This window comes from Rhizocola hellebori (assembly GCF_016862955.1).
Lineage (GTDB): Bacteria > Actinomycetota > Actinomycetes > Mycobacteriales > Micromonosporaceae > Rhizocola > Rhizocola hellebori.
In genome coordinates, this window is record NZ_BONY01000093.1 from 1 (window position 1) to 19,369 (window position 19,369).

Annotated in this window: 20 protein-coding genes; 8 read left to right on the forward strand and 12 right to left on the reverse strand. The window is 67.2% G+C overall.

Annotated features, from left to right (window positions below; all coding sequences use genetic code 11):
• Positions 1 to 1,122 (reverse strand): serine/threonine-protein kinase (locus tag Rhe02_RS41940; protein ID WP_203914096.1); only part of this gene is annotated, 1,122 nt, incomplete at its 3' end.
• Positions 1,086 to 1,652 (reverse strand): DUF4329 domain-containing protein, encoded by a 567-nt coding sequence (locus Rhe02_RS51085; RefSeq protein WP_203914125.1) that lies wholly within the window; start codon positions 1,650 to 1,652, stop codon positions 1,086 to 1,088. The genes Rhe02_RS41940 and Rhe02_RS51085, both read right to left, overlap by 37 nt.
• A 77-nt stretch (positions 1,653 to 1,729) precedes the next feature.
• Here Rhe02_RS51085 and Rhe02_RS41950 point away from each other — a divergent pair, with 77 nt between their 5' ends.
• Entirely contained in the window at positions 1,730 to 1,882 is a 153-nt protein-coding gene (locus tag Rhe02_RS41950) for a hypothetical protein (protein WP_203914097.1), read from the forward strand.
• Positions 1,883 to 1,963: 81 nt separating this feature from the next.
• On the opposite strand, the gene Rhe02_RS41955 is transcribed toward Rhe02_RS41950, so the two are convergent.
• Both Rhe02_RS41955 and Rhe02_RS41960 read right to left on the reverse strand, forming a co-directional pair.
• Positions 1,964 to 2,230 (reverse strand): DUF6295 family protein, encoded by a 267-nt coding sequence (locus Rhe02_RS41955; RefSeq protein WP_203914098.1) that lies wholly within the window; start codon positions 2,228 to 2,230, stop codon positions 1,964 to 1,966.
• A gap of 3 nt (positions 2,231 to 2,233) precedes the next feature.
• Positions 2,234 to 2,956 carry a dienelactone hydrolase family protein gene (locus Rhe02_RS41960; protein ID WP_203914099.1) on the reverse strand — a complete coding sequence of 241 codons (723 nt, stop codon included), beginning with the start codon at positions 2,954 to 2,956 and terminating at the stop codon, positions 2,234 to 2,236.
• Positions 2,957 to 3,069: 113 nt separating this feature from the next.
• Between Rhe02_RS41960 and Rhe02_RS41965 the strand changes: the two genes are divergently transcribed.
• Positions 3,070 to 4,761 (forward strand): WD40 repeat domain-containing protein, encoded by a 1,692-nt coding sequence (locus Rhe02_RS41965; RefSeq protein ID WP_203914100.1) that lies wholly within the window; start codon positions 3,070 to 3,072, stop codon positions 4,759 to 4,761.
• A 46-nt stretch (positions 4,762 to 4,807) separates the two neighbouring features.
• The gene (locus Rhe02_RS41970) at positions 4,808 to 5,587 is read left to right on the forward strand and encodes a hypothetical protein (RefSeq protein WP_203914101.1); all 780 of its coding nucleotides are present in this window, start codon (positions 4,808 to 4,810) and stop codon (positions 5,585 to 5,587) included.
• An 8-nt stretch (positions 5,588 to 5,595) separates the two neighbouring features.
• On the opposite strand, the gene Rhe02_RS41975 is transcribed toward Rhe02_RS41970, so the two are convergent.
• Positions 5,596 to 6,405 carry an SDR family NAD(P)-dependent oxidoreductase gene (locus tag Rhe02_RS41975; protein ID WP_203914102.1) on the reverse strand — a complete coding sequence of 270 codons (810 nt, stop codon included), beginning with the start codon at positions 6,403 to 6,405 and terminating at the stop codon, positions 5,596 to 5,598.
• A gap of 55 nt (positions 6,406 to 6,460) precedes the next feature.
• On the opposite strand from Rhe02_RS41975, the gene Rhe02_RS41980 reads away from it, so the two are divergent.
• Positions 6,461 to 7,036, forward strand: a complete 576-nt coding sequence (locus tag Rhe02_RS41980; RefSeq protein WP_203914103.1) for a TetR/AcrR family transcriptional regulator — start codon at positions 6,461 to 6,463, stop codon at positions 7,034 to 7,036.
• Here Rhe02_RS41980 and Rhe02_RS41985 read toward each other — a convergent pair.
• On the reverse strand, positions 7,010 to 8,110 hold the full coding sequence (locus Rhe02_RS41985) for an RsmD family RNA methyltransferase (RefSeq protein WP_203914104.1): 1,101 nt from the start codon (positions 8,108 to 8,110) through the stop codon (positions 7,010 to 7,012). The two genes, Rhe02_RS41980 and Rhe02_RS41985, sit on opposite strands and share 27 nt — an antisense overlap.
• A gap of 318 nt (positions 8,111 to 8,428) precedes the next feature.
• Between Rhe02_RS41985 and Rhe02_RS41990 the strand changes: the two genes are divergently transcribed.
• The gene (locus Rhe02_RS41990; RefSeq protein WP_203914105.1) at positions 8,429 to 13,315 is read left to right on the forward strand and encodes a diguanylate cyclase; all 4,887 of its coding nucleotides are present in this window, start codon (positions 8,429 to 8,431) and stop codon (positions 13,313 to 13,315) included.
• Here Rhe02_RS41990 and Rhe02_RS41995 read toward each other — a convergent pair.
• Entirely contained in the window at positions 13,307 to 14,122 is an 816-nt protein-coding gene (locus Rhe02_RS41995) for a nucleotidyltransferase domain-containing protein (protein WP_203914106.1), read from the reverse strand. The genes Rhe02_RS41990 and Rhe02_RS41995 overlap by 9 nt on opposite strands.
• Before the next feature lie 86 nt (positions 14,123 to 14,208).
• On the opposite strand from Rhe02_RS41995, the gene Rhe02_RS42000 reads away from it, so the two are divergent.
• A complete protein-coding gene (locus tag Rhe02_RS42000; RefSeq protein ID WP_203914107.1) occupies positions 14,209 to 14,463 on the forward strand; it encodes a PspC domain-containing protein in 255 nt (84 codons plus the stop codon).
• A gap of 44 nt (positions 14,464 to 14,507) precedes the next feature.
• Here Rhe02_RS42000 and Rhe02_RS42005 read toward each other — a convergent pair whose 3' ends face one another.
• Complete coding sequence (locus Rhe02_RS42005; RefSeq protein WP_203914108.1) at positions 14,508 to 15,368, reverse strand: aldo/keto reductase; 861 nt, start codon at positions 15,366 to 15,368, stop codon at positions 14,508 to 14,510.
• A gap of 104 nt (positions 15,369 to 15,472) precedes the next feature.
• A complete protein-coding gene (locus tag Rhe02_RS42010) occupies positions 15,473 to 16,039 on the reverse strand; it encodes a hypothetical protein (protein ID WP_203914109.1) in 567 nt (188 codons plus the stop codon).
• An 86-nt stretch (positions 16,040 to 16,125) separates the two neighbouring features.
• Between Rhe02_RS42010 and Rhe02_RS42015 the strand changes: the two genes are divergently transcribed.
• A complete protein-coding gene (locus tag Rhe02_RS42015) occupies positions 16,126 to 16,359 on the forward strand; it encodes a hypothetical protein (RefSeq protein ID WP_203914110.1) in 234 nt (77 codons plus the stop codon).
• On the opposite strand, the gene Rhe02_RS42020 is transcribed toward Rhe02_RS42015, so the two are convergent.
• Both Rhe02_RS42020 and Rhe02_RS42025 read right to left on the reverse strand, forming a co-directional pair.
• Positions 16,356 to 17,465 (reverse strand): hypothetical protein, encoded by a 1,110-nt coding sequence (locus tag Rhe02_RS42020; RefSeq protein ID WP_203914111.1) that lies wholly within the window; start codon positions 17,463 to 17,465, stop codon positions 16,356 to 16,358. The genes Rhe02_RS42015 and Rhe02_RS42020 overlap by 4 nt on opposite strands.
• Before the next feature lie 285 nt (positions 17,466 to 17,750).
• Complete coding sequence (locus Rhe02_RS42025; RefSeq protein ID WP_203914112.1) at positions 17,751 to 18,194, reverse strand: hypothetical protein; 444 nt, start codon at positions 18,192 to 18,194, stop codon at positions 17,751 to 17,753.
• A gap of 185 nt (positions 18,195 to 18,379) precedes the next feature.
• Here Rhe02_RS42025 and Rhe02_RS42030 point away from each other — a divergent pair, with 185 nt between their 5' ends.
• Complete coding sequence (locus Rhe02_RS42030) at positions 18,380 to 18,781, forward strand: diacylglycerol kinase family protein (protein WP_203914113.1); 402 nt, start codon at positions 18,380 to 18,382, stop codon at positions 18,779 to 18,781.
• Between the two features lie 10 nt (positions 18,782 to 18,791).
• On the opposite strand, the gene Rhe02_RS42035 is transcribed toward Rhe02_RS42030, so the two are convergent.
• Positions 18,792 to 19,295: an HAD domain-containing protein gene (locus Rhe02_RS42035; RefSeq protein WP_203914114.1), complete on the reverse strand. Its 504-nt coding sequence runs from the start codon at positions 19,293 to 19,295 to the stop codon at positions 18,792 to 18,794.
• Positions 19,296 to 19,369 lie beyond the last annotated feature (74 nt).

The window sequence follows — 19,369 nt, forward strand, 5'->3', positions numbered from 1 at the left end:
GCTGCCCGCTGGGCCGCTCGCGGCAAATCCTCCGGCGGGCCCGCTGCTGCTGTCCGCTGGGCCGCTTGCGGCGTGCCCTGCGCTGCTGCTGTCGGTGGGGACGGCTGTGCTGCTGCTGCTCGATGGGTCGGCCGCGAATGGCGCGCTAGGCCTGCTGCTGCTCTCGGGGCTGGCTGCGGCAAGTCCTGCGCCGACGATTGCTGTGCCGGTGGGGTCGGCGATGGCACCGGCGGGCGTCACTGCGTCGTGTGCGGCGGCGGCCGGAGCGCCGGCTGGGCTTTCGGTGGTGGCAGGGGCGGCGAAGCTGGCTTGGCCCGAGGCTATGGGGGCCAGCACGGCCATCGCGCTGGCGGCGTCGAGGCGTTCTCGCGGATCTTTGGCCAGCAGGCCGTCGATGACCGCGGTGAGCGCACCCGCCTGCTGCGGCCGTGGATGCGCGGCGACGGCCGCCGCGAAGGCGCCGGCGATGGCGTCGTCGCGATCGAAGGGCCCGACCCCCTCGACCATCCGGAACAGGGTCGCGCCTAGGCCGAACAGATCCGCGGGCTCGGCGACCCGGCCCGTGACGATCAGCTCGGGGGCGATGTATCCCGGTGAGCCGACGAGAATGCCGGTATTGGTGACAGTCCCCGTTCCCGCGACCTTCGCGATCGAGAAGTCGGTCAGGTACACCCTTCCGTCCTCGCCAATGAGCACATTGGACGGTTTCACGTCGCGGTGGATGACACCCGCCTCGTGCGCCGCTGAGATGGCGTGCAGCAGCTCGACGCCGATCTGGGCGGCCCGCGTGATGGGCAGCGTCCGGCCGCCGGCGAGGACCTGTTCCAGCGACTGGCCTGCGATGTGCTGCATGATGATCCACGGTCGGCTGTCGTGCTCGACGACGTCGTGGACAGCGACGATGTGCGGGTGCTGCAGGCGTGCCGCGACCCGGCCTTCGGCCAGGGCCCGGGCTGTGGTCTCCGCGTACTGCTCCGGCGAGATGTTCGGCGGCATCCGCAGTTCCTTCACCGCCACCACCCGTTGCAGGAGCATGTCCTCGGCCTTCCACACAGTGCCCGTCCCGCCCGAGCCGATCTGTGAGGTCAGCCGGTATCTTCCCGCGACGACGACCTGTGCCATGGCCTTCCTTCCACGTTGGCGACGCGCCGATTGTAGGCACCGGTGTCCATAGCTAAATATTCTTTATTCTCACAGCTCGGACAGCCTGCCGTTGGGAACCGGCGACGTTCGCTTTCGGACAGACGGCCGGGAGGAACCTCTTTGAGTATTTGCCCATTCGGCGTGATCAGGTAGCCGTCGCCGTGTTCGGCGCTGTAGGCCCGGTCCTTGCCGGAGAACAGCTGCACCCGGGTGGGGGCGGGCTGCCCATCGGCGTTGTCCGGATGTGAGTGGTACCGGCCCACAGCCGTGGCGCCGGGTGGTACCGGTGAGCGGTGCGGCAGGACCTCATGGTTGGCCCCGTCGGTGATCGGCGGGGAGAAGGAGAAGGTTTTGCCATCGGGATGGCGATAGATGATTCCGCCGTACTCGGCCAGGGCCGCGCGAGCCCGCCTCGTCCTGGGTGAGAAATGGCTCGCCCGCTCGGCTGTGGGTCGAGGCGCCGCATAGCGCCGCAGGGTAGCGGCGACGGCCCACGGTTCGCCGCGCAGTTGCCCACCTTCAGCGGCGCTACGGCAATCTCACGGTCACGGTCACGGTCACGGTCACGGTCACGGTCACGGTCACGGTGACGGTCGACATCGGCGATGGCGCCTTCGACCGTGGCGGCGATGTTCTCGAGTTCCTCGGCCTGCTTGCGCAGCCACTTGGTACCGACGTGAATCCCCTTGCCCATGTGGACCAGGTTGACATGCCCGGCAGTGAATGTCACATGAGTTAATCCCGGTCATCGAACGTGCACCTCGCCGTGGCGGGTCAGGACCGCCATCGCACTCGGTACAAAAAACGGTCACCCTGTCTCCTAGGTGTGGGTCAGCTCGGACGGCACCGCGTCGAGGGCTTGCTGGATCGCGGCGACCAGCGCCCGTGCCGACTCGGCCGTCAGCTCCAGCGCGATGCGGGCCGAGGGTCCTTGCGACGGGTCGGTCAGGTCGATGTTGAGCGTGTGGTCGGCCATCGCGTGCACCGGATGGTCGAAGTAGACGGTGGCCTGGGTGACGCGAAGCCAGCTCGCCGGTCCTTTGCCCGAGCCTTCCAGGCAGACGCAGACGGTCTCATAGGTGCACACGGTTCACCTCAGGTGCTTGCCGTAGAAGGCGGCGATCCGCTCCCAGCCGTCGTTGGCGGCGGCGACCCGATAGGCCGGCCGGTCGACGGAGAAGAACGCATGCCCGGCGTCCTCATAGGTATGTTCCTCGAAGACCTTGCCGTTGGCGGCCAGGATGTCGCGTAGCTCGGCGACCTGCTCCGGGCTGGGGTACTTGTCCTCGGCGCCGAACAGCCCGAGCAGAGGAGCGCGCAGATTGGGCAGCTGGTCGACGAGGTTGCCGCGCATGGAGCCCTCCGGTGGGGTACCGGTGACGAAGGCGCCGTAGCAGTCGACGGCCGCGTCGATGTCGAGATTGCACGCGGCCAGCACAGACTGACGCCCGCCCGAGCAGTAGCCGATGGTGCCCACCTTCCCGTTGGAGGTCGCCAGCGCGCGCAGGTAAGCTGCCGCCCCGGCGACATCGCCCACCAACCGCTCGTCGGGGACGCCGCCCTGCGCCCGCGCCACGGCTGCCGCGTCGTCGGGCGCCGCGCCGGGCGCCTCGCGCCAGTAAAGGTTGGGGCAGATGGCGTCGTAGCCCAGCTCAGCGAAGCGGCGCACGATCTCCTTCGTCGCCCGGTCATATCCGGGCATGTGATGGATGACCACTACGCCGCCGCGCGACCCGTCGCCCTCGGGCCGGGCCAGGTAAGCCTGCACGTCGTCGCCGCCGTGACCGGTGATCGTCACGGTGCTGGTTGCCATGGAATCGCTCATAGTTGACGAGCAAACCATGCCACCCGCCGCTACGTCTCCTAGTGGACCAACTCGTCTTAGACTATTTATCCGGCTGGGCTCGGCCGCGCAATACTCGGGCGGTGCAGACCACTGGATCGCGGCGCATTGAGCATTCGGCTGGCTGGCGGGTGCGCTGGGCGAGCCAGGCCGATGTTGACGGACGCAGGGTCGCGTCGGCGACCATCAGCACGGCCGACCGTATCGTCTGCGGTGACTGGGCCGGACGCCCCATCGTGGTGACCGCCTTGGGTTACGACATCGGACACGACGGCAACCCGCACGCGGATTACACGGTCCAGGTGCGGGATGCGATGACGTTCGAGCTGCTGCACACCCTTTCCGAGACCGTCTTCGCGGAGAGCCTGGCGCTGGCCGGGTCTGCCGTGACGATCGGGGCGTTCAACGGGCCAGATCTGTTGTGGGACTTCGCCACCGGTGAAGTGACCAGGGCCGGCGCCGCGGACGAGCCCGCCATGCCGGAGATAGTCGAGTTTGAGCTGGACCTCGACGACGACTTCGGATACGGGAAAGTGGCGTACCTAAGCGATGCCGATAGAAAGCGCGGCGAGGCGGCGGTCGCGCTGAGCACCTCGCTGCTCCTGGCCGGGAGATCGACGGAAGTCACCGTTCGGTTTGACGGCACCATCGGCGTACACGATGGGGAAACCGGCGAAAGCCTGCTGCCTGCCACCCGGCTCACCAGCCGCCTGAACAGCCTTGGCAGTCTTGCCGTGGCCGGTACTCGCCTGCTGGTGCCGACCGAATATCAGGTGGAGGTGCTGGATCTGCTGACCGGCGAATGGCTTGCCCCGCTTCGGGGTTTCACCTCCTGGGCCGCGGTGGCCGCGCACGGCAGCCTGGTGTTCACCTGCGGCCAGGGCCGGTTCGGTGCGGGTGTGCTGTGCCGCTGGGATCTTGACAATCATCAGGTGCCTGCGCCGGGCCATCTCGGCCGGGTGAACGCGGTCGCTTTCGCCGGCGACTACGTGGTGACCGGCGGCGACGAGGGCACGGTGCGGCGCTGGGCGGCGACCGATGGAACAGCGGCCGAACCCATGGCCGGGCACACCGGCCGGGTGCTTGCGGTGACTGCCGTAGAGGTGGACGGCAAGACGATTGCCGTGACCGGAGGCGGCGATGTCAACGGCGGGCCGGACGAAACGCTGCGCCGCTGGGATTTGGAGACGTTGACACAGTGGGCGCTGCCGATGGTTGCCGGGCATGGCGGGGAGACGATGGTGCTGGCGTCGCGCGGGCGCTTCGTCTTCAGCGGAGGCAACGGTGGCCGCGTCTCGATGTGGGACGTGGTGACCGGTGAACATCTCGCGTCGCACCAAGGCAACTACCCGGTGGTCGGCCTGGTGGCCGGAACTGATCGGGTGCTGATAAGCCGGATGGTGTACGAGAGGGAGCCGACCATTCTCTGGCAGCCCGAGACCGGTGAGGTGACCGCGTTGGAGCGGCCGCTGCAGCACGTGGCAGCAGGAATGCACGTCACCATGCGATTCAACGAAGTGACGGTCTGGCAGCACGACGGAACAGGCCAAGTCGTTGACTGCGGCGAATCCGAGATCACGGCGATCGCAGTGCTCGGCACGGAAATCGCGGTGGCCCGTCTCGACGGGTCAGTCCGACTAGTGGGAAGCGAGCTGGAGCTGGAATTGCCTTACCCTGCCAGGGCTTTGGCGATATCCCCCGCGGGCGACATCGCGGTGGCTTTCGGCAGCGACGTCGCCGTCATCAGCCGCAATCACCCGTCGAATGTCGGCTAGCCGATACAAAATCTCGCATAGTCGATATAGTATGTAACGTTGCTCTGTGATCGACGACAACAGCGCCGGGGAACCGGCGGCCGGCACTCAGCGCCATCACTGGCGATTGACATTCATCTCCTCCGTGGTGCTTCTGATCATCGGCGGTGCGCTCACGCTCATCAGCAATCTCGCCTACGACGCCATCCAGCGGCCGCAGCAGCTTTCCGGCCAACCAACACCGGTCGTCAGCGCGCCGACCAGCAGCAGCCCTTCAAGCGCACCTTCGTTGGTGGCTCCAGCGGCGGCGGTGAATCCACCGGTGGTAACGCGGACCACGGTGTCGCCGGCGAAGTCGGAAGGTGCGCCTGGGGTGGCTGTCCGAGTGCCGCTGCACACGGTGACCCTCGTGCCGGGTAACACCGCTGTCGAGCCCGGCCAGGGCATCGATCTGGACAAGACCGATACTGCGAAGTGGATTGAACAGGCGAATTGCGCGATCGCCGATATCCGCATTGTTTACAACGCCAGTGAATTTACTCATCTCAACAGCTGCTGGGACGACGGGCCGGGAACAGGCGCACGGTTCTCGGTCTTGCCGGCCGCCGCGCCCATCGAATACTCATCATGCGTCGGCCGTGTGTGGCAGGGTTTGATCGAGGGGGGAAGACTTCTCGCCTCGAGCAACCCGGTGTCGAAATTCTGTGTGTGGACGGGATTCCATCGCAGGGCTCTGGTCGTGCTGAAGTCGGTGGACCACGAGCCCTACGCGGGCAGCGGAGATTACGTCATGCACTCGATGGTCTTCGACGTCATTGTCTGGGAGCCTGTGTCCGATGTGGAATAGCGGGGCGGCTAGACGGCGGCTTCGCGTGCGGCCAAAGCGCTTGCGGCTTGGCCCAGCATGCGCCCGTTGATGCGGATGGACTGGGTGCGGGGGAGCAGCCGGAGCATCATGCGCATCAGCCGGCCCGGGACGAAGGTGGGCCGGCCCCGCAGGAAGGCGCCCACACTTTCGCGCACAGCGGCTTTGGCGGGCCGTGGCCGGATCGGCATGGTGGCGCGGTCAATGCCGAAGCTGTCGATGATCGGGGTGTCGATGTTTCCGGGCAGCAGGACCATGACGTCCACCCCAGCGCTGGCGAGTTCATAGTGCAGAGCCTCGCCGAGGTTGAGCACATACGCCTTGGCCGCGCTTTCGTGGGCCATGTTGGGCAGCCCGTGCACCGCGCCTGCAGCGGAGACGAGCACGATGCCACCGTGGCCGCGGGCAACGAACCTGCGCCCGAAGGCGTGGGCCAGATCCAGGTGTGTGGTGGCGTTGAGGGTGAACCGGCGGTGCAGCTCCTCGAGGCTTTGATCGAGCAGAGGTCCGGGGCGGCCGCCGCCGGCATTGGAGACCAACAGGCCAACATCTAGATCTGCCGTGGCGTCCACAAGGGACGAGGCGGACTCTGGCCGGCTCAGGTCGACGGTGACCACGCGGTAGTCGATGTGGTGGGTGCGGGCGAGGGTGGCGCCGAGCGTTTCGAGCGCTTCGGTGGAACGGGCGGCCAGCACCAGATGCAGCCCGGCCGCGGCCAGATGTTCGGCGAACGCGCGGCCGATGCCGGATGAGGCTCCGGTCACCACCGCCCAAGGTCCATAGGACGCGATTTCAACCATGATTTAGACTGTAATCTGGATTCGAGTCCAGGACAAGCGGCTAGGCTTTCTCGACGTGAAGAACCCCCCGGCTGACCTCGCGCAACGCCTTCTCGATGTCAGTGATCAGGTGCTGCGAACCGACCCGCCGCCGCGGTTGGAAGACATCGCCGGGCTGGTCGGCGCGTCCCGGGCCACGATGTACTACTACTTCGCCGGCCGCGACGACCTGCTGACCTTCCTGCTGACCGCGCACACCCAGCGGGGCGCTGCCTCGGCGCAAGCCGCCCTCAACCCCGATGAGCCGCCGCAGCAGCGGCTGCGGGCCATGGTGGCCGGTCTGGCCTCCTATCTCGGAGACCATCCCGGGATCTGCGCCGGTCTGCTAACCGCGCTCGGCGCCACCGGCCGCATGGCCGAAGTGCTGCACGCCAACGACAGCCGCATCGCCGGACCGCTGCGCGACCTGCTCACCGAGGCCACAGCCGCCGGTACCGTCCACGCCAACGACATCTCGGACACCGCCAACGCAGTCCTCGGCGGTCTGCTGCTCGCCGTGCTCGGCCGTTCCATGGCCGGAGCCGACCCGGCCGACCCCCAATTCCACCAGAGCCTCGCCGACCAGCTACTCAATGGCATCGTCCCGCGCTGAACCGGTGGCGGTCAGCAAATAGATGCGGGGATGGTGTCCCTTCTGAAACACCCGGGTGACGCTGTTGACCCGCCACAGGTCTTCGGCGGTGCGCAGACAGCGTTCCATCCTGCGCACCTCGTGGGTGAGAAACACGAGTCGCGCGCCAGGCTTGACCGCCTCGCGGGCGCGTCTGAGCAATTCCAGGTGCAGCGTTTCGTTGGTGCTGTGCTCGCCCATCAGGGTGCCCCATGGCGGATCGGCGAACACCACATCGAACGGGCCGTGGCGCGTCCAGCCGGGTTGGGTGTTGTCGGCTTGCAGCAACCTGGTGCGGTGGGCCAGGCCCGCCGCGCGAAGGTTGTCCGCGCTCGCGGCCAGCATGCTTTGGTCGATGTCGAAGCCGAGGCAGGCCGATGCGGGTCCGGCGAGCAGCCGTTCCACCATCAGCGTGCCCGATCCGCACATCGGGTTGGCTATCCGGTCGCCTGGGCGGGGCGCGCTGAGAATGGCCATGGCGGCGGCGATGGTGGCGTTGGCGGCCCCGGGGACGTCGCGCACCCGCCATTGACGGTGCGACAGCGGGCGGGACGACAGTCTGATCAGGACATCCCAGCCATCTGCGATGCTGACCGATCGCCGAAACCGCAGCACGATGTCGCCCGCCGCGTGGTCGTAGCGTAGCCGTGTGCCGGCGGCGATCTGCTGGGCGATCCTTTCGAAGACGCTCGACCCGGCGCCTGCGGCGTCGAAGCGAAACGACACCGCAGGGCGGGCGGAGCTCAGCCGCCGCACATGCTCCACCGCCGCGATGACGGCCGGCAGATGTTCCCCGCTGAGAAGGGTTTGCGGCCTCGGCACGGCGAAGGTCAGCACTGCGAAAACCGCCACCGGGGTTCGCAGCGCCAGCAAGCGTTCCCAGCGCCCGGTGAAGGTCAGCTGCAGCGAGTCGTCGCGCTGCGCCACAGGTTCCACCGCGATGCCCAGGGCGGCCCGGACCTCGGCCGAGACGACATCACACAGGCCGGGTAGGTAAAGAACTTCGAATCGATGAAATGGCGGATAGCCGCCGCGGTCGGGCCGACCGCGGCGCATAGCGTTATGCCGCAAGGGATGCGCCTTTGGGAGAGGGTGTTCTGCACAGTTGAAGAGAGTCGGCTGGCTTCGTGCCGCGCCGACGCTGGATCAGCCCGGCGCAATGCTCCCAGGCGGTGAAGCCATCATCAGCAAACTGTTAGAACTTAGGCACGGGACGTGCACCCTCTCGCTCGGCCATCGGCGTGAGTGTGGCACAGCCGATCCGTCGCAAGCATTCGATATTTGGCGGTTGCGGCTCCGAGACCTGCAGACAACGGTAGGGTTAGTAAGAATGGCAGGTCAGCCGCAGGTGACTTCCGCGTCTTGGAACCGATGATGGCGGGCGAAACTGTGATGGCCCAGGCGGAGCTGCTCTACGAAAGCGAGCGCACGCGGGTCACCCGGGTTTTCGTTTCGGCAGACGAAACGGTCGTAGTCAAACTGCCGCGCGGCCCGGACGCCGCCCAGCGCCGCCGACACGAGACCGCCGAGCTGCGGCGGCTGGCCGGGGTGGACGGGGCGGCACAGCTTGCAGACGAGCGGGCCACCGCGGCCGCGAACGGCCCCGACGGGATCGTGCTGGTCGACACGGGCGGGGCCACTCTTGCTGCGCGCGCTATGCCGCTGCCCCCCGACGAGCTGGCCGAGCTGGCTTTGCGGCTGGCACAGGCATTGGCCGCGGTGCACGCCAGGCACGTGGTGCACCGGGATGTCTGCCCGGCCAACATCATGCTGCCGGCCGAAAGCGGCCACGGGCCGTACCTGATCGACTTCGAGCTCGCGACGACCACCGCCGAAATCCGCCCCGAGTTCACCCACCACGACGAAATCGTCGGCACGCTTGCCTATCTCGCCCCCGAGCAGACCGGGCGCACCGGGCGGCCTGTCGACGAGCGGGCCGACCTCTACGCCCTGGGCGCCACCCTCTACGAACTGGCTACGGGCGAACCGCCATTCGGCACCGGTGACCCGCTGCGGCTTTGCCACGCGCACCTGGCGCGACGGCCGATCCCCCCGGCGACGGTCAATCCTGCTTTGCCGGCCGGATTCTCCGACATCGTCATGCATCTGCTGGAGAAGGAACCGGACAGTCGTTACCAGACCGCCGAAGGGCTGGCCCACGACCTCGGCCTGCTGCGCGATGGCCGCTTCGAGCAGTCCGAGGGGGTGCGTATAGGCGCCAACGACTTCCCGGCGAGGCTGCTGCCCCAGTCGCGCATCATCGGCCGCGAGTCCGAGATCCGTGTCCTGGACACCGCGTTCGCCGACGCGATGCTGGGCCTGAGCCACGGCGTGATCGTCAGTGGCGCGCCGGGTACCGGAAAGACATCTCTGGTCGATGAGCTGCGCCCGATCGCGTCAGCGACCGGCGGCTGGTTCGTCTCCGGCAAGTTCGACCAGCACCGCAACGACACCGAGTCCGACGCGGTGTGGCTGGGATTTCGGGCGCTGGTCCGGCTGCTGCTGGCCGAGCCCGAGGAGAACCTGGCCGACCTGAGGCAGCGGCTGACCGAGGCGCTCCAGGAGCGGGTTGGGTTCCTCGCCGCGCTCCTGCCGGAGTTCGGGACGCTGATGCGGGTCGCGCCCGCCACCGATTTCGGCGATGCCGCGCTCGCCCCGGCCCGTATCCAGCGCGCCGGCGTGGACCTGTTGCGCACCATCGCGTCGCCCAAGCGGCCGCTCGTCGTCTTCTTCGACGACATGCAGTGGTCTTCGCGTACCCCACTCGGCTTCGTCGATTTGCTTTTCTCTGAGGGCCTCCCGGACGGGCTGCTGTTGGTGATCGCGTTTCGCGAAGACATGGTGGACAGCACCCATCCCTTGTCGGCGATGCAGCAACGCTGGCAGCGTCAGCCGGTGCCTCCCGACCAGATCCGGCTGGGCAACCTGCCCACCGCCTTCGCCGCGGAGCTGGTCGCCGACATCCTGCGCCTGCCTGCTGACAACGCGGCCGAGCTGGCCCAGCCCATCGCCGCGCGGACCGGCGGCAACCCTTACGACACGGTCGAACTCATCAATGCGCTGCGCCGCGACGGACAGCTGACCCTCACCGACGACGGCTGGGACTGGGACCCGGTGGCGTTGTCGCAACATTTGCGCCAGGCCGACGTGGCCGACCTGTGGTCGTCACGGCTGCACCGATTGCCGCCGGCCACCCGCACCCTGATGCAGGCCATGGCATGCCTGGGCGGGTCCGTGAATGTGGATTTGCTGAAAGCCGGCACCGGGCAGCCGGTGAACGTGATCGAGGAGCAGCTCGAACCCGCGCTCGACGACGGATTGCTGGCGGTGGAGGGCGGCCGCGCGGTGCGGTTCCGGCACGACCGCATCCATCAGGCCATCCTCGACAGCGTTGGTCCCGATGAGCGTACCCACCTGCAACTGGAACTGGCCCGGCGGCTGGCGACCCAGCCGGACCTGGTTGACGTGGCGGCCCAGCAGTATTACGCCGTCGCATCGCATGTGTCCGAAGTGGACGAACGAGCGGTGGCCGCTGGGGTGCTGGCACGCGCCGCCGAAAGGGCCATGCTGATCAGCGACAACGTTCTGGCCGAACGCTATCTGGCCACGGCGTTGCCTCTGACCGACCCGGCCGACGTCACCGCGGTGCGCCGGCTGCTGGCCTTCCGCCACAGCGTTTACTACCATCTGGGCCGCCTACAGGAGGCTGACGAGGTCTATCGCGCTCTCGACGATGCCGCGGCGGTGACACCCGATATCGCGCTGGTGCAGGTCCTGAGTTTGACCAACCAGGGCCGAGCCCGCGAAGCCGTGGCGCTCGGCTTGGACACGCTGCGCAGCCTCGGCATCACCGTCCCCGAGCCGCAGCGCCTCGACGCCGACATCGAGAACGGGCTCGATGCCCTCTACCGCTGGGTCGAATCCGGCGATGAGCACGACGATCTGCGCCTGCCGCCGTTGCGTGAACCGACCCTGCTGACCGCGGCAGCGCTGATCAACCGGCTGATGGCCCCGGCGTTCTTCTCGGACCAGAAAACGTTGGCCTGGCTGACGTTGCATGCGCTGCGCATGTGGGCGGTCGCGCCGGTCGCGTCACTGGTCGGCCCGGTCAGCCACGTCACCTTCGTCACGGCCGCGCGACGCGGCGATTACCGCACCGGATATAGGGCGATGCGGCGCATCCTCGCCGTCGGTGAGGCCCGTGGCTACGAGCCGGACACCTCACAGGCCCGCTTTCTCTATGCGCTGAGCACCGGCCATTGGTTCGACCGGCTGGAAGACGTTGTCGCGCAGGCCCACCGGGCTCGTGAGGGTTTGCTGCACGGCGGCGACCTGCAGAAGGCTTGCCACACCTACTACGTCTCGGTTTACGCGATGCTCGACTACGCGCCGAATCTGGAGTCCTATCTGGCCGAGGTGGACGCCGGGCTCGCTTTCGCCCACCGTACCGGCAACGACCAGGCCGCCGATGTGTACCTGGCATACCGGCGGCTGGCCGAGGCCTTGCGCGGCGCCGACCACGACGAGCAGACCAAGCAGGCGTTCCTGGCCCGTACCAGCAGCGACAACCCGGTCGCCGCGTTCAACGCGCACGTCACCCAGGCGCTGGCCGGAGCGCTTCTCGACGACCCCGACCGGATGGATCGGCACGCCGAGTCGGCCTACCTGCTGTTGCCGACCAATCCTTCGACCTACCCCACTGCATTGGCTCATCTTCTGCGGGTACTGACCACGGCCGCCGCTGTGCGCGCCGCGTTGCCCGAGGACCGTGCGGAGCTGATGACACGGCTGGACGAGGCGGTGGACTGGCTACGCGTCCGCGCCGTGGACAATCAGGGCAACTTCGCGCATCTGCTGCGCCTGGCCGAGGCCGAACGGGCTTGGGCCGCAAGGGATTTCGAGGCAGCCGCGCGCGCCTACGACGCGGCCCGCCGCGAGGTCTCAGACCGAATACGCCCTTGGCATTGGGCATTCATCCACGAGCGGGCGGCCCGCTTCTACCTGGCTCACGACATGCCCGCAGCCGGGCAGTCGCTGCTGGAACTCGCCGCCGAGGCCTACCGGGCCTGGGGGGCGACCGCCAAGGCCATTCAGCTCACACCCGTCCGCACCACCGCGTCTTCCGCCGGTGGCCGGCCCGACATCCCGGTTCGCCAGTCGGGCATCAGCGTCGCCGGAATCGACCTGCTGGGCATCGTGGCCGCCTCGCAGGCGCTCAGCTCGCAGACCACTCTCGACGGCCTGCACGCCAGCCTGGTCGAGGTCCTCAGCGACCTGACCGGCGCCACCAACATCCAGCTGCTGCTGTGGGAGGGCGAAGGGCGCCGCTGGACGCTGGCTCGGCCCGCCCCAACCGGGGAGACCGGCCAATTAGGACACTCAGGGCAGGTGTGCGCCTCCGCGGTCCGCTACGTCGAGCGCACCGGCGACCCGCTGATCATCGACGACGCCACCCGCGACGACCGATTCTCCCGCGACCCCTACCTGGACGGGTTGGACTGCTGCTCGATGATGCTGGTGCCCATCATGAACCGGGGCGCTCCACAAGCGCTGCTGGTGCTGGAGAACCGGCTCATCCGGGGCGCTTTCTCCAGCGAGCGGCTCGATGCGGTCAATCTGGTCGCCGGACAACTCGCGGTGTCCCTGGACAACGCGTCGGTCTACGAGTCCTTGGAACGCAAAGTCACCGAGCGGACAGAGGCGCTGGTCGCCGCGAACCTGCGCCTGGAACAGCTCAGCAGCACCGACCCGCTGACCCGCCTGGCCAACCGGCGCCAGTGGGAACAGCGCCTGCACGCGGAATGGCAGCAGGCCGGCCGCAGCGGCGAGCCAATCGCCCTCGCCATGGTCGATATCGACTCGTTCAAGCTTTACAACGACCACTACGGGCACCCGGCCGGCGACGACTGCCTGCAACGCGTCGCCACCGAGCTGACCGCCAACCAGCGCGAGAACGACCTCGTCGCGCGCTACGGCGGCGAGGAATTCGCGATCATCATGCCGCGTACCGGGACAGCCGAAGCCGCGCTAGTCGCCGAACGGCTGCGCGCCTCGATCGCGGCGCTTGCCGAGCCACACCTCCTGGCCGAAACGAAGATCGTCACGGTCAGCATCGGTGTCGCGGCGCTGATACCCGAACGCGGTAGCGCTGCCGCGCAACTGCTGGCACTGGCCGATGTAGAGCTTTACCGGGCCAAACACGATGGCGGCAACCGGATCCGCGTCGCCGGCTTCCCGGTGGGACCGCTTCGGCTACGATAACTGTTCCTTTACGGCGCGAGCCAGGTCATGCAAATCAGTTGTCTGGACCAGCCTTCCATTCGGATCCGCGTACTCCTGCAGGGCCACGGTGAGTAGCGCGGCGCGTGGCGGCTCACGATTCATCAGCCACTGGCCGCCCTCGCGTTTGGACAGCATGACTCGCTCCCGCAACCAGGCCAACGTGCGGGCGAAGTTCAGCACCGGATAAACCGGCACCGCAACCTGTTCCGCTGAAATGCCAAGGATTTCCCCGCAACTCTGCAGAACATCCTCCCCGATCGAGGCGAGGAACTCCCCGTCATCGACCTGCCGCAACACCTGCCTGGCGGGTAGGCCGTAGGCGGCGACCCCGGCCGTCCACGCGACGGCAAAATGCCCCGCAAGGTCCGGATCTCGCGCGACTTCGTCCAGATCCCAACTTTCGGGGCTCTGCCGAGCCAGGCGCGCTCGACTGAAGTGATAGAGATAGCCGATGGGATGAGGACTGCTGCGGGCCGCCTGGCGGGACAGCACAGACAGCTCAAAGCCGTTTCCCGGGGCCTGCGCGTCTCCCGCTACGAGCATCCGGTGGAACGTCGCTAGCCCCGAGGCCCGCTCGACGACGAGCAAGGCGTCGATATCGCTGGACGGCGTCCAGCAGCCCCAGGCCAGCGAGCCATGAACGATGACCGAGACCAAGCCCTCACCGAAGGCCGCTTGTGCCCAACCGACCAGCCCCTGCACCGCTGCTCGCGGAGCCGATGGGAAGTCGCTCGCCTGGGCCGGACGGATCTCCGGCCGGTCGCCGGCGACGCCAAAGTCGAACACGGGTGGATTGTGCACGGTTTCGGGTCAGGGTTCTACCAGGGTCGGACCCTGAGGTCGTCGGCGCTGAGGTGATGCACTCTTGGGTCATGAACAGCATCCATGAGAACTTCGAGAACCAAGGGCTGGTGCGCCCGCGCGAGGGAAGGCTGCTGGCCGGCGTCGTGGCCGGTCTGGGACGCCGCTTCGGTATCGACCCATGGCCGGCCCGGCTGCTCTTCGTGCTGGTGCTCCTGCTCATCCCGGGCAGCCAGATCCTCATCTATCCGATCCTGTGGATCCTCATGCCGGCCGAGAAGACCGCCAACAACCTGGCTGCGCCGGTCACCGGTACCCCAGCCTGACAAAAGTCCACAAAGGACGCTCTGCGGCCGGGGTACCGGGAAGGTCAGGCCTGATCGATGAGCGCTACCTGCTCGGGGCTGAGCTGGAGCTGGGCCGCGTCGACCGAGGCCTGGATCGTCTGCGGCCGGCTCGATCCGGGGATCGGGATCACCACCGGCGACTTGGCGAGCATCCAGGCCAGAGTCACCTGCTGTGGAGTCGCTCCGAGCTCGTCGGCGACCTGTTGGAGATGGGGGAATCTGTTGCCCAGCGCCGCTGCGTCGCCGATGCCGCCCAGCGGGCTCCACGGCAGAAAGGCGATCCCGAGCTCGTCGCACAGGCGCAGCTCGGGCTCGCTGGACCGGAACGCGGGGGAGAACTCGTTCTGCACCGACACCAGGCGCCCGCCCAGAATCTCCTGAGAGGCCTTGATCCGCGCCGGATTGGCGTTCGAGATGCCCGCCATCTGGATTTTGCCGGCGTCCAGCAGGTCGCGGATCGCGCCGACGGAGTCCTCGTAAGGCACCCGGGGGTCGGGCCGGTGGAACTGGTATAGGCCGATGGCCTCGACGCCGAGCCGCTTCAGTGAGGCTTCACACGCCTGTTTGAGATAGCTCGGTGATCCGTTGAGGGTCCACGAACCGTCACCCGGGCGCAGATGCCCGCCCTTGGTGGCCACGAGCACGCCATCGGTGCCCGATCCGTAACTGGCCAGCGCTTCGGCGATCAGCGTCTCGTTGTGGCCGACGTCATCGGCGTATAGGTGGTACGCGTCGGCGGTGTCGATGAGGGTGACCCCCGCGTCCAGCGCGGCATGGATGGTGGCGACACAGCGTTCCCTGTCCGGCCGGCCTTCGATCGACATCGGCATGCCGCCTAGTCCGATCGCCCCGACCTGTATGTCACCGATTTGGCGCAGCTGCATGCCCACCACCTTCGCTCAAGACACGCCCGGTTGTCCAACCATGCAGCGCCCCGCTTGATAGAAACCCCGAACATATCGATTATCGGCACATCGACTTTCGTTGGCTATTTCGTTGCCAGATCGGCGATCGGCACCTCCGGGGCGAACGCTCGAACGGCCGTGGCCAGCTTGCCACGGTCCAAACTCCACAGATTGACCGGCCGGCTGTCGATCGCCACCTGCCGCGGCACGTGCGCGGGGACGGTCGCCAAGGCGATCCGCTGCCAACGTTTGGAGCGTGCCGAGCCTTTCAACTGCGGCAGGCCCTCGTGGCGCTGCAGCCCGACGAAGGCCATTTTCCGGCCGCGGGTCGCCTCCTGTTCCCACAGCACCACAGCGACGATGTCTTGCCAGGAGACCAGCTCGTCCTTGTCGCGGCTGAACGTCGATGGGCCACCGAGCAGCACGCCCTGAGCGTCGACTCGCAGCATGGTCCGGCGTCGCACCAGCGTGATCCCGCGCGGCACCAGGTACAAACCGCCTAGCAGGAAGCACAGCACGCTTACCACGGGATTGCGCCCGATGAGCAGTATCCCCACCGCGACGAACCCGAAACTCGCCAGCAGCAGCACCAGATCCTTGCGGCCCAGAGCATGCCGGGCCTCATATATCGAAGATTCAGAAGCAGTCACGGCCGCTCAGTCTGCCATCCCGATGGGGGATTCGCCCATCCAGCCTCATCCACATAGACTGCACTCCACGGATGGGGGTCTGACGGATGCTGGCAATTCGGGCCGCTGGGCTGTTCGACGGTTTCTCGGAAACGGCCGTGGAGCAGCCAGTGGTGCTGCTGGACAACGGAAAGATCGTGTCGGTCCAGCCGCATGGCGAGCCGCCGTCACACACCGAGGTAGTCGACCTGGGTGACGCCTGGCTGATGCCGGGCATGATCGATGCCCATCTGCACCTGTGCTTCGACGCCAGCGCCGATCCGGTGGCCGCGCTGGCTTAGAGGTGGTGCCTTGCGGCCACTTCAGCGGCCTGTTTGTGGCGGCCAGGCGTGTGCTTCAACAGGTCGCGGGCATGCTTGCGGAAGCCCCAGCGCGCGGCGATGTCGGCCGCCTGCCAGGAAAGCATGTCGGGTACATGCCAGGGCAGACCGGTGACCCACCGATCGACTATGGCGGCCCGCGACGTCGTGGAATCGCACAGGGGCAGCGCTTTGCGCACCAGCATGTGCTCAATACTCTCCACTTTGGCGGGTACCGGGTCGTAGGCCGCCGACAAGATGCGCTCACCGGCGACGACCTGGCAGCCGTCGGGTTCGCTGGACCCGGCTGCGCCGATCGCCGCGACTTCGACCACCTCGATGGTGAACCTCACCCGGACGTTGACAATTGTGCCATCGCTGTTGTGGTACCCGATGCCGCTGCGCAGCCCGATTATCTGAACAAGGCGATCCTGCGCGCACAGCCGATAGAAGCTTGGGCCGTGCCGGTCATGAGCGTCGAAATAGGACTGATCATGTTCCGGACTCATCCGCAGCCGGCCAACGAATCCGTGCCCGGCCATGATGCCGGCAACGCTGTCGGCAAGGTCGTTCATCGCCGCCGCCGGCATCGGCCGCTCGCGGGGGACCTGCGGGTCCGCGTTAATCGCAAGCAATGCCCGGATGGCCGCAGCCTGGACATCCGGCAGCGAAAGCAGACTCCGCACGAGGACGACCTCGCGATCGGCGTGGTCCACCGCCTCGATGCCTGGCTGGTCGGACAAGGCATCTGCGAACCCGTCGTCGTACACCTCGGCGTATGACGACACGGTGTCGTCCAGCCCGACCACCGTGTTGCACCCGCCCTCGTCGGTCAGTTCCAGCTCCTCGACGCTGACCATCCAGCGCAGGTCGTTGACATCGAGCTGTTCTCCGGCGAATCGAGACACGGGCCGAGCATCCGCGAGCACCTCCGCGACCGGATCCGCCGAGGCGAGCGGCAGCCGTTCCGGCTGCACCGGCCGTCGCCGCCGTGTCAGCAAAACCATGATCACCGCCCAGACGATGACACCCAAGGCCAGCATCAGCCGGGGCACCACAAGCAACCTCCACGACAGCCGGGCACGCATCCCCACAGAATGAGGTATGACGGTGACCGCTGCATACCTTTCCTGGTACCGATTTGTGGCCACCCAGATCAAGGCGACGATCATTGGAACGGCGAACGCAATCCGCTCAGCCCCTGATCAAGGTATCTCTGCGGCGCGAGCGGAGCCGCAACCACGCCAACCTCGCTGGCGCCGGAGGCGAGAAGCCCCTCGCGCAGCTCCGCGACAAGCGCTTCGAGCTGCGCCTCGTCGATCGTCGACCCGAACCAGCGGCGGAGCCGTTCCGCCGCTGGTTCGTCTCTGTGCCTACAGCTTGGCCGATAGCCTCAACGGCAACTCGCTGGGCGATCCGATAATGATGATGATCGTGATGGTGCACTTGATCCGCAAGGGCGGGAACGAGATCGTGCACTTGATTTTGATTTTGATGCGCAGAGCGACTGAAACTACGTCACTTTCGACGGCGCCGCCGCCCGCGTTCACCGCCGACTCAAGCTTGGGGGTCAGATCGGCGTCGACGCTCGGCCACGCGCCCGCCGCGTCGTTGGCCGCCAGAACGTTGCTGACTCCTTGCCGTGTTTCGGCGACGCTGGCCGCGACCACCTCCGCCGTCCTGGTGGACGGCGCGGCTACCGCGGACGTGGACAGGGGTACGGTTTCGGCGTAGGCCGGCGCCACCAGGCTGGGCGCGAGGCCGATCACGACGAGCACGGTCGTGGCCACCAGCCTGCGGTTCAAGGTGCTGAACATGGGGGACTTTCCTCCTCCGGGGGTCGAGTGGAAGTGCCACCAGCACAGCCGCCCCCTGTTGCCGATCGGTTGTTAACCGGTTGTCATCCGGTTGCCGTCGGCGTGGCATGGAGATGAGGTGAGGAATAGGTGTGGGGCCTGTGACGAGGAGCCGAATCGGGCCACCCGTCGCCTATCTTGCGCGAATGAAACAACGCAGCAATGACGGTCGCCGCAATTCCGCCGGCCGCGGGGCTGTCCGGTTGGGCCGCAGTTTTCGCTTCGCGACACGCGGTATCTGGGTGGCGCGGCTTGGCGCGAACTTCAGAATTCACCTAGTGTCGGCTGGCGGCGTGGTGTTCCTGACGGTCGCGCATGGGATCACCGGATCGCACCTGGGATTGGTGGTGTGGAGTATCGCGGCGGTGCTCTCGGCCGAGCTGATGAACACAGCGGTGGAGCGGACGTGCGACTTCATCGCCGAGCTGCACGGCATCGATCGAGATCCGCGGATCAGGGACATCAAGGACCTTGCCGCCGGCGCCGTGCTGGTGGTGGCGTTGGCAGCGTTGGTCAACGCGCTCATCGTGTTCGGCCCGCGCCTCTAGCCCGGCGGTGTCAACTCGGGGAAGGGTTTTGGCGTAACCATCGCTCGACCGCGGCGAGGTCCGCCTCGGTCAGTCCAAAGTGGGCGTCGATGCGGAACAGCAGCGCCGGGCCAGGGTGGTTTTCGGCCACCCAGGCGCGATCCGTGCCGGTGATCTCGTCGTCGATCCAGACGAAAGGCCTTCCCGCGGCCACCTGCACCAGGGTTTCGGTCTTCCAATTCAGCGGGTACCGTTCCGCCGCGTCCAGCTGCGGCTCCTTCAACTTGACCACCGGCAGCCGGGGTAGACCAAGCAGCGGTGAGATGACCTGGTTGGCCTCATGCAACCATCCGGTGGCCCACATCAGCTCGGCCGGCAGGGCAAGCAAACGCGGGCCTAGCGCGAGGTTGATCCGGCCCAGGCTCGGGTTCGCCTGCTCCTGCCGCACGGCCCAGACCTCGGCCGGATCGGCAGGCATCACCGGATCGTAGGGGATCAGAGTCCCGTCCACGTCAAGGAACAGCAGTGCGGCCATGGTTGCACGATAGACAGTCGCGGCAAGCCGCGCGGCCAGCGCTCCGCAGCGGCCGGGGCCGGCCAAGGTGCGGT